The 8,384-nt window shown below is 37.2% G+C and carries 11 protein-coding genes; 5 read left to right on the forward strand and 6 right to left on the reverse strand.

Going from position 1 to position 8,384, the window contains the following annotated elements; all coding sequences use genetic code 11:
* Positions 1 to 55: 55 nt before the first annotated feature.
* A complete protein-coding gene (locus HMPREF1864_RS08540; RefSeq protein WP_156435964.1) occupies positions 56 to 208 on the reverse strand; it encodes a hypothetical protein in 153 nt (50 codons plus the stop codon).
* 187 nt (positions 209 to 395) lie between these two features.
* Between HMPREF1864_RS08540 and HMPREF1864_RS08435 the strand changes: the two genes are divergently transcribed.
* A complete protein-coding gene (locus HMPREF1864_RS08435) occupies positions 396 to 572 on the forward strand; it encodes an undecaprenyl phosphate translocase family protein (RefSeq protein ID WP_231723517.1) in 177 nt (58 codons plus the stop codon).
* Between the two features lie 328 nt (positions 573 to 900).
* Here HMPREF1864_RS08435 and HMPREF1864_RS07265 read toward each other — a convergent pair whose 3' ends face one another.
* The 4 genes from HMPREF1864_RS07265 to selD are packed head-to-tail and all read right to left on the reverse strand — an operon-like array spanning position 901 to position 3,808.
* Positions 901 to 2,025 (reverse strand): aminotransferase class V-fold PLP-dependent enzyme, encoded by a 1,125-nt coding sequence (locus tag HMPREF1864_RS07265; RefSeq protein ID WP_062572127.1) that lies wholly within the window; start codon positions 2,023 to 2,025, stop codon positions 901 to 903.
* Entirely contained in the window at positions 2,022 to 2,231 is a 210-nt protein-coding gene (locus HMPREF1864_RS07270; RefSeq protein ID WP_369817841.1) for a putative Se/S carrier protein, read from the reverse strand. Before HMPREF1864_RS07270 ends, HMPREF1864_RS07265 begins: the two co-directional genes overlap by 4 nt.
* Entirely contained in the window at positions 2,225 to 2,803 is a 579-nt protein-coding gene (gene yedF, locus HMPREF1864_RS07275; RefSeq protein WP_062572128.1) for a sulfurtransferase-like selenium metabolism protein YedF, read from the reverse strand. Before yedF ends, HMPREF1864_RS07270 begins: the two co-directional genes overlap by 7 nt.
* Before the next feature lie 3 nt (positions 2,804 to 2,806).
* Positions 2,807 to 3,808, reverse strand: a complete 1,002-nt coding sequence (selD, locus tag HMPREF1864_RS07280; protein ID WP_062572129.1) for a selenide, water dikinase SelD — start codon at positions 3,806 to 3,808, stop codon at positions 2,807 to 2,809.
* Between the two features lie 63 nt (positions 3,809 to 3,871).
* Between selD and mnmH the strand changes: the two genes are divergently transcribed.
* On the forward strand, positions 3,872 to 4,891 hold the full coding sequence (gene mnmH, locus HMPREF1864_RS07285; protein WP_062572130.1) for a tRNA 2-selenouridine(34) synthase MnmH: 1,020 nt from the start codon (positions 3,872 to 3,874) through the stop codon (positions 4,889 to 4,891).
* Positions 4,892 to 4,920: 29 nt separating this feature from the next.
* On the opposite strand, the gene HMPREF1864_RS07290 is transcribed toward mnmH, so the two are convergent.
* A complete protein-coding gene (locus tag HMPREF1864_RS07290) occupies positions 4,921 to 6,282 on the reverse strand; it encodes a DUF438 domain-containing protein (RefSeq protein WP_062572131.1) in 1,362 nt (453 codons plus the stop codon).
* 151 nt (positions 6,283 to 6,433) lie between these two features.
* Between HMPREF1864_RS07290 and HMPREF1864_RS08440 the strand changes: the two genes are divergently transcribed.
* The 3 genes from HMPREF1864_RS08440 to HMPREF1864_RS07300 all read left to right on the forward strand — a co-directional run bounded on the left by HMPREF1864_RS08440 (position 6,434) and on the right by HMPREF1864_RS07300 (position 8,293).
* Positions 6,434 to 6,547, forward strand: a complete 114-nt coding sequence (locus tag HMPREF1864_RS08440) for an undecaprenyl phosphate translocase family protein (protein ID WP_231723519.1) — start codon at positions 6,434 to 6,436, stop codon at positions 6,545 to 6,547.
* A 230-nt stretch (positions 6,548 to 6,777) separates the two neighbouring features.
* Positions 6,778 to 7,650: a diacylglycerol/lipid kinase family protein gene (locus tag HMPREF1864_RS07295; RefSeq protein WP_062572132.1), complete on the forward strand. Its 873-nt coding sequence runs from the start codon at positions 6,778 to 6,780 to the stop codon at positions 7,648 to 7,650.
* A 4-nt stretch (positions 7,651 to 7,654) separates the two neighbouring features.
* A complete protein-coding gene (locus tag HMPREF1864_RS07300; RefSeq protein ID WP_062572133.1) occupies positions 7,655 to 8,293 on the forward strand; it encodes an aspartate/glutamate racemase family protein in 639 nt (212 codons plus the stop codon).
* Positions 8,294 to 8,384: the final 91 nt, after the last annotated feature.

The raw sequence follows: 8,384 nt of genomic DNA on the forward strand, positions 1-8,384 counted from the left end.
ATTATTCCTGGGTTTGTCTACAATCTGAAGAGACTCTCATAAGTCTCTTGAGTCATTAAGATTCTAAAACCTTAGTTTCTATTAATTTGTAGACAGCAGCAAGACATATCATTATAAAGATGCTTACGAAGGGATCTCTTGTGTAAGTAACAAGTCCTATTACAAGAAGTATGCTGACTAAACTTTCTAAAAATTTTTTGTTTTTCATGTTTATCCTCCTCGCCAAATTTTTATGTAGTTAATAAAATATTTTCTTATTAACTATTATATACCTCAATAAAAGAATTTTAAATGATAAACCTTTAATTTGCTAAAAGATATTAAAAATTTGTAAAATTTCCTTCTTTAAAAATAATTTTTGCAATTAAATGTTATCATAGATAAATGGAGGAATTATGATAATTAATTTTTTTAACGGGATGGTCATGGCAATAGCTGACTCTGTGCCTGGAGTCAGCGGGGGAACCCTTGCTTTCATCCTAGGTTTTTATGATAAATTTATAGACAGCTTGCACGAATTTTTTGGTAGCAAGGGAGAAAAGAGGAGAAAGGCTATAAGTTTAAATTCATAGGCTTTTTTATTTGAAAGTATTATTGATATTGGGGATATTTTTAAGTTAAGCCGAGCTTGATAGATCCACCCACCTTGATCTAATTGTGAATGCCCAAGAGAGACCTTAAATGTCTTCTATGGAAGGACGAAATCACAGAAGACTACGAAAAGAGAAAAGACAAAAGATAAAAATAATTAAAGACCTGTTTTGTTATTGGGGAACTTGTAAAAGGGGATAGACGCAAGTATTTAGGCTTGCATCTATCCCCTTTAATTTAAAATGGAACTTTAAATAAGTCTTTACCGTCCCCTTATATGGATTAGACCTTACATAAGTCTTCTTATAATTAAGGTATATTTTTTAATGTTTCAATAAGTTTGTCCACGTCTTCAAAATTGTTGAAGGTGGAGAGAGACACTCGCACCATACCTCTTTTGTCCGTGCCCAAGGCCTTGTGAAGGAGAGGGGCGCAGTGAAGTTTCGCCCTAGTGGCGATCTCTTTCTTTTGCCAAAGTAGGTCCGCCACTTCTTCTGAAGAATAGTCCTTGTAGTTAAAGGACACAATTGGTCCGTGGGGATAGTCGTGGTCACCATAAAGCCTTATGCCTTCCAAAGACTTCAAGGACTTGTAAAGGTAGGATGAAAGTTCAAAGAGGTCCTTTGAAATTTTATCAATGCCTAGTGACTTTACATACTTTACTCCAGCCAAAAGCCCTAAGTTGGAATGGACATTTATGGTGCCGTATTCAAATATGTCAGGCATAAAAGGGCTTTGGTGCTCTTCCTTTGAATTTCCTCCGCCACCTGAGAAGACTTCTTCAAATTTTATATCTCCTTTTAGGGCAAGACCTCCTGTGCCCTCTGGTCCGTAAAGGGACTTGTGTCCCGTGAAGCAAAGGACGGTGCGGTCAAAGTCTTTTAAATTTAAGTCCATTGTGCCGGCAGCTTGTGCTCCGTCTATGATTAAAATAAGTCCCTGTTTTTTACAAAAGTCTGCCGCAGCTTTTAAGTTGGTGATTTGTCCCGACACATTTGACATTGCTGTAAGACATACCGCCTTTGTGTTTTTTTGAAGGAGTTTATTTAGGTAGCTTAAGTCGATTTTATCTCCTGCTAGAGGCAGGTAGGACACTTCTACTCCTTTAAGTTTTAAGTGATTTAAGGGACGAAGGACGGAGTTGTGTTCTGCCATTGAAGTTATTACGTGATCTTTTTCATGTAAAAGTGAATTTAAAACCAAGTTGAGGGCAGTAGTGACATTTGCACAGAGGGACACCTTCAGTGCCTCTACGCCAAAAAGTTCTCCCAACTCTTCTCGCAAATCGTAAAGGGCTCTTAAAGAATTTAAAGACATTTCATAGGAGCCTCTGTTGGGGTTTGCGAAATGATGAGAGTTAATCCCTTCCATTACGGCTATGCCCACTGACTCAGGTTTTATTAAAGTTGTTGATGCGTTGTCCAAGTAAATCATTTGAGATCGTAAATCCCTTCTATATTTTCTCTGCCTAAAATTTTCAAAACGTTCTCCAAATTTTCTCCCACTTTAAGACCGAAGCCGCAGTCCGATGTGACCCAAGAGGGGAGAGTGATAAGGCGGGTCTTTAAGTCCTTGGTCTTTTTCTCCGCTTCCATGGCATAGTTTACCGACTTAAAGGTTAAAAGTTTGTAAGTCAACAAGGTTTCACTGTCCTGTAATGTATTTGTAGATCCACAATCTTGTCCATATTTGTAACTTGTCCCACTTTAAGCTCTTCCTTTAAGTTATAGTTGCCTAAGCAAAGGCCGCAGGAGAGTACAGTCGTACCCTTTGATTCCAACTTTTTAAGGTCGGCTACGGTGTTTTCATTTATTGTTGAAAGCCTTACGCCGTGATTGTAAAGGACTATATATGTTGGGACTTGGTCTTTTTCAGAAAGGGAGTAGATAAATCCTTCCAAAAGTTTTTTGGAGAATTCTTCATCGCCTACTCCAAGTTCATCTGATGAAAAGACTACAATAAATTCATCCTTGCTGTAGTCTTGTTCAAGCTTTTTGTCACTAACTTTTTTAAAATTTACTTTGTAGACCTTGTCTTCCTTTTCCACCTCTGTGGCGTAGCCCAATTGGTCCCCCATCTTGGATAGATTTTCAGTTGCAATTTCATTGTCTACAAGGACTGCAAATTCCTTGGGGTTTTCTTCTTTAATTAATTTTTTTGCAAGTATTACAGGTCTTGGACAAAGGAGTCCAAGTGCATCGATTTCTTTCATTTTTTACCTCACTATTATTTTTTTATCTTGAGCGGGAATTATTTCTCCCACAATTGCTGCGGGAATTCCTGCAGCTTTTAAGTCTTCCAAAGCTTTTTCTCCGTCTTCTGCAAGTGATACCAAAAGTCCACCTGATGTTTGGGGATCGAAAAGGACTTCTTCCAAGGCGAAGTCCTGGATTTCAAAGTCCACCAAGTCGGCATAAGACTTTCTGTTGCGTTGACCACCTGCAGTAAAGAGAAATTCTTCTGCAGCCTCCTTGGCACCGGGAAGTATTTTTAAATTCTTTGAATAAATCACAGCTGTGTCTGAGACCATTTCACTTAAGTGGCCTATAAGACCGAAGCCGGTCACATCGGTCATGGCATTTACTTTGTACTTTTTAAGTATTTCGCAGGCATACTTGTTTAAAGTCCTCATGGATTCCACTGCACCTTTAAAGTACTTATCCTCACATTCACCCACACTTCTTGCAGATGAGAGTAGGGACACGCCCAAGGGCTTTGTAAGTATTAATTTGTCGCCCACTCTTGAAGAGTTATTGCTGTAAATTTTTTGGGGATTTAAAATTCCCATGACACAAAGTCCATATTTTATTCGTGGGTCGTGAATGGAATGACCACCCACCAAACTACACTGGGCCTCTTTAAGCTTTGCAGCTCCGCCCTTTAATATTTCTTCCAAAATACTTCTGTCTTCCTCTTCTGGAAAGCAGACTAAGTTAAGTGCTGCCACAGGCTCGCCACCCATGGCATAAATATCTGACAGGGCATTTGCCGCTGCAATTTCTCCAAAGACAAAGGGGTCTTCTACCATTGGAGGAAAGAAGTCACAGGTAAGTGCCACTGCTATCTCGTCACTTAATTTTATAATGGCGGCATCGTCATTTTTTGCAAAGCCTTCCAAGACTTCCTTTCTCTTAAATACTTCCAAAATATCTAAAGTTGCTTTTAAAGAGGAGGCTGAAATTTTTGCGTTACAACCTCCGCATACTTGAAGCTTCATTGTTTCACCTCTACATTCACTATAACACTTTAAAAAATTTTTTAAAACTACTATAATAAAGCTATGTTTAAAGCAACAGATTATGAAGAAATTTTAAAATTTAAAAATCCTATCTTTATTGACTTGCGAAGTGAAGGAGAGTTTGAAGAGGGGACAATTTTAGGAGCAATATCCATGCCTATACTCTCAAATGAGGAGAGAAAAATTGTAGGTACTCTCTATGTGTCAGGAGATATAAAGGGAGCAAAGGAAAAAGGCGTGGAGTTCTTTGCACCTAAGCTTAGTGATTATTATAGACGCATTTCCCAAATGGAAGAAGAGCATGAAGTTGTACTCTTTTGTTCCAGGGGAGGTTTTCGTTCTACTGCACTTTTTAATCTCCTAAAGACCTTGGGACACAAGGTCTATAAGTTAAATCACGGCTACAAGTCATATAGAAAATATGTCCTTAACTTTATGGACACCCTTAAGGATTACAAGTATGTGGTCCTTAAAGGCTACACTGGCTGTGGTAAGACGGAAATTTTAAAAGAACTAAGGAAGCGAGGGGAGAATGTCCTTGACCTTGAAGGACTTGCAAGACACAGGGGCTCCCTCTTTGGGGGAATAGGCATGGGCTTGCAACCTTCTCAAAAGACCTTTGAGTCAGAGCTTATGGAAAGCTTTAAAAGTTTTAAACAAGGTCCAGTCTTTGTAGAAGGAGAGTCCTCACGCATAGGTAGCATAAATCTTCCTGCAGACCTTATAAGGGCTATGGGGCAGACTGATAAAGTTTTTTTAATTGAGGACACAATTGAAAGAAGAACAGAGAGAATTAAGTCCGACTATTTAAGTGACTATGGATTGGAGAAAAAAGAAGAGATTATCTCTGCATTTGAAAATTTAAGGAGATATATAAGTGCAAAGAGATACGAAAATTATTTGAGGTTGGTGGATGAAGAAAACTTTGATCTTATTATTAAAGACTTGATAATAAAATACTATGATGCCAATTACTCTATAAATAAGGAGAAAATTTTTTATAAAGTTTTTAATGAAGATATTAAAAAATCCTGTGACACAATACTTAATATCCTAAAATAAAAGCCTCTAATGAGGCTTTTTTCATATCATTAATATTGGCTTATGTCCTCAACTGTTTCCAAGGTGCCCATATAAGTGCCAGCTTCATCATAAACTGCAAGGTACTTAACTAGGATTTTCTTTCCCTTAATATCTCTACATACAACTAGACGATCCCTCTTCTTGTTTTTGAAATCATCGAGCAAGGACTTTACCATTGGGACAACTTTTGGAGGATGACAAGAGGCTACATCTCTATTTAAACAGGACTTAGGTCTAGGAAAAATTTTGTCCTTACCCTCAGAATAATATCTAACAAAGTCATCCTTATCTATAAAGGTTAGTTCAGCATCAAGGGTCCTAAAAATTTGAAGGGCTTCCTTTATTTTTAAACTTCCAGTTTCAAATTCAAGGCTTCCAGAAGAAACTTCTTCTTCTTCTTCTTCTTCTGGTAGGATTTCTTTTGGCTTGTAGTCTTTCCAAAGTGGGACATCATCAAGAAGGTCTAGTCCATATTCTTCAAGGTCGCCATAAATTTTATTCCACTCTTCCTCTGTGAAGTTTTCTTTTAAAAGTGGGAAGAGGATATTTTCTTCTTTATATATCATTTCATAGACCCTATCTAAAATTTTATTTAAGCCTTCCTCATCATAAGAATTTGTCTTTACAATGTTAGATAGGTCACTTCTTATTTCATCATCAACAGCCCACATAACATCGCTGGGCCCACTGATATTGTATTTAGTTTTCAAGAGGGGATAAATAAGTCCCGCCTTTTTTCCATAATGAGAATTTATTTTCAAAAGCTCTCTTATCTTAGCTAACTTGTCCTTACTATTTTTAACTTCGTCAGCCAAAAATTTAATTTTTTTATTTTCTGCACTCAAAATATTTAGGGGATGACCTGGAATATTTTCCAAATCCTTTTGACTCTCATCTACAATATTACTTTCGTGGAAAAGTGCAGAGTGGATGTCGCATAGTTTTTGGACTTTTTCTAGGGGAAGACCACTCATAATTAGTTCTTGTTCAGCAGCGACAATTTCCTTTGAAGATACATCCTTAAAGTTTTTTACAAAATCACTTCTAACAGATTCCAAGTCTTCGCCCTCGGAAAGTCTTTCAATATAGGATTTTAATAGCTTAAGTCTTTCATTATCTTCCCTGGCATCATAATTAACAATTTCTTCATCAACTAGATTGAAGCCTTCTTCTCTTAACTTCTCCTTGATTAAATCCAAGTCTATATTTTTTATCTTGGCTCCTTTTTTTATCGAAACCATTTTTCCCACAGTAGAAAGGGCTAGGGGATTTGTAATTTCAGTAAAGCCTAAATCTTTTAAAATATTTTTTAAGTTTGGAAATTTTTCAATAAGACTTGCTACAGGTTCGTCTAAGTTTATATTCTTCATACTTCCTCCTAAAATTTTTATTAAGGATATTATATTCCTTATTAGTAAAGATTTATTAAATTTAATCAAATAAATAATAAAATATATCCATAAATGTTATCATTGACAAAGGGATTATCTATGTTAATTAATTTTTTTTCACGGGATGGTCATGGTTCTAGCAGACTATGTGCCTGGAGTCAGCGGGGGAACTCTTGCCTTCATCTTAGGTTTTTATGATAAATTTATAGACAACTTGCACGAATTTTTTGGGTGCCAAGGATAAAAGAGGAAAGAAGCCTTTAAGTATCTCTTTAAGCTTGGACTAGGTTGGCTCTTTCGGTTTTATAGTAAGCTCAGGAAAGTATGAGTTAATAGAAATTTTCAAGTAGGAGGAGGGAAAGTTTTAGGTAAAACTTCTTTAGATAATATGAAAAAACTTCTTTAAGATACCTTGAATTAAGATTCTTGGAAAAGCAATTAAGATTTACTATAATAAAATACAAGTGGTGAATTATGAAAAAATTATTTATTATAAGTTCCAAGTCAGGCAGGGGTCGTGACAAAAATTTTGAGAGGGAACTTTTAAAATATTTTAAAGAAGATGAAATAAAAATTACAGAGAAGGCAGGGGACACAATTCTCTTTGCAGAGGACTTCAGGGACCAGGCTGGCGACATCCTCTTTATAAAAGGTGGAGATGGTGCCTTATCAGAAGTTGCCAGCGTCCTAAGGGGAAGCGACACAGCCTTAGGACTTGTGCCAGGAGGAACGGGCAACGACTTTTCCAAAAACTTTAGACCCTTTGACCTTTCAAAAATTTTTAATTATGAAGTTTCTCCCATTGATTTAGTGGAAGTAAATGGAAAAACTTGCATAAATGTAACGAGCCTTGGCTTCGACACCAATGTTTTGAAGTACGCCTATGACATCATGGATAGGAAGAAGCTTTCAGGCAAGCTTGCCTACCTCTACGGGGTTGTAAAAAGTGTGACGAATTTAGAAAATGTAAATTTAAAAATTTCTTACTGTGACGAAGAAGACAATGAAAGAGAAATCACTGGGAGATTTTTAGTATCAGCCCTTTGCAACGGATCCTATTATGGCAATGGATTTAATCCATCACCAAGGGGAAGGCTTGACGATGGACTCTTGAATTTAATCTTGGCAGATGAGATGGGACCTCTAGGGATTATAAAATTATTCACTTCCTATCGCAAAGGCACCCACCTAGGCAAGCCTGGAGTGAGAGAAATTATAACAAGGGCTGGGGTGATTTCATCAGACCAAGAATTTTTATACAACATTGACGGAGAAATTTATAGGGCAAGGGAGATAAGTTACAAGGTTTTGCCCCAAGCATTAAAGTGGATTTATTTTAAGGAGTGAGAAGATGAAAGTTGGAGTATTCGCAGGGACTCATGAAGACACAAGGATGGGAGTAGACCTCTTAAGGGAGAGGGGATTTGAAACTTTGTCTTATCCAATTTCTGAAAACCCCAAGGACCAGTCCCTTCTTCAATATTATTCAAGGGAAGAGTTGACAAGACTCGTTGAAGAAAAAATTGTAGAGGCAAAGACTAAGGGAGCAGAGAAAATTTTTATCTATTGCAATTCACTTTCAGCTTCCATTGATCTTGATGATCTATCACGTCGCCAGGCAATACAAATTATCACTCCCTTGGACTTTTATAAGGAACTTGACCCTAAGTATAAGAAGTTAATCATCCTGGCAGCAAACTCAAAATCAGCCTACGGAGTTGATGCCCTTGTCTGTGCAAAAAACTTTAGGGACACAATTTCTCTTGGCATCCTAAGTCTTGTGGAAGAAATTGAAAAGAAGACACCGCCAGAAGAAATCGTAAAGAAGTTGGGACTGAGAGACCTCTTTAATTTTTTCAACAAGATGGAAGATACGCCAGATGGAATCATCCTCGCCTGTACCCACTTCCCATATATGAAAGAGGAATTTAAAGAATTAACAGACATAGAGATCCTAGACCCAGCAGAGGACATGATAGATAGACTGTAAAGTTAAGTGATCCACAAAACGAAAAATTGCACGAAAAAAAGAGCTTTTTCTTAGCTCCAGACTGATGACAAAGCAGGCAAAAAAGCCTGCT

Origin of the sequence: Peptoniphilus sp. DNF00840 (assembly GCF_001553125.1) — a bacterium.
GTDB classification, from domain to species: domain Bacteria; phylum Bacillota; class Clostridia; order Tissierellales; family Peptoniphilaceae; genus Peptoniphilus_A; species Peptoniphilus_A vaginalis.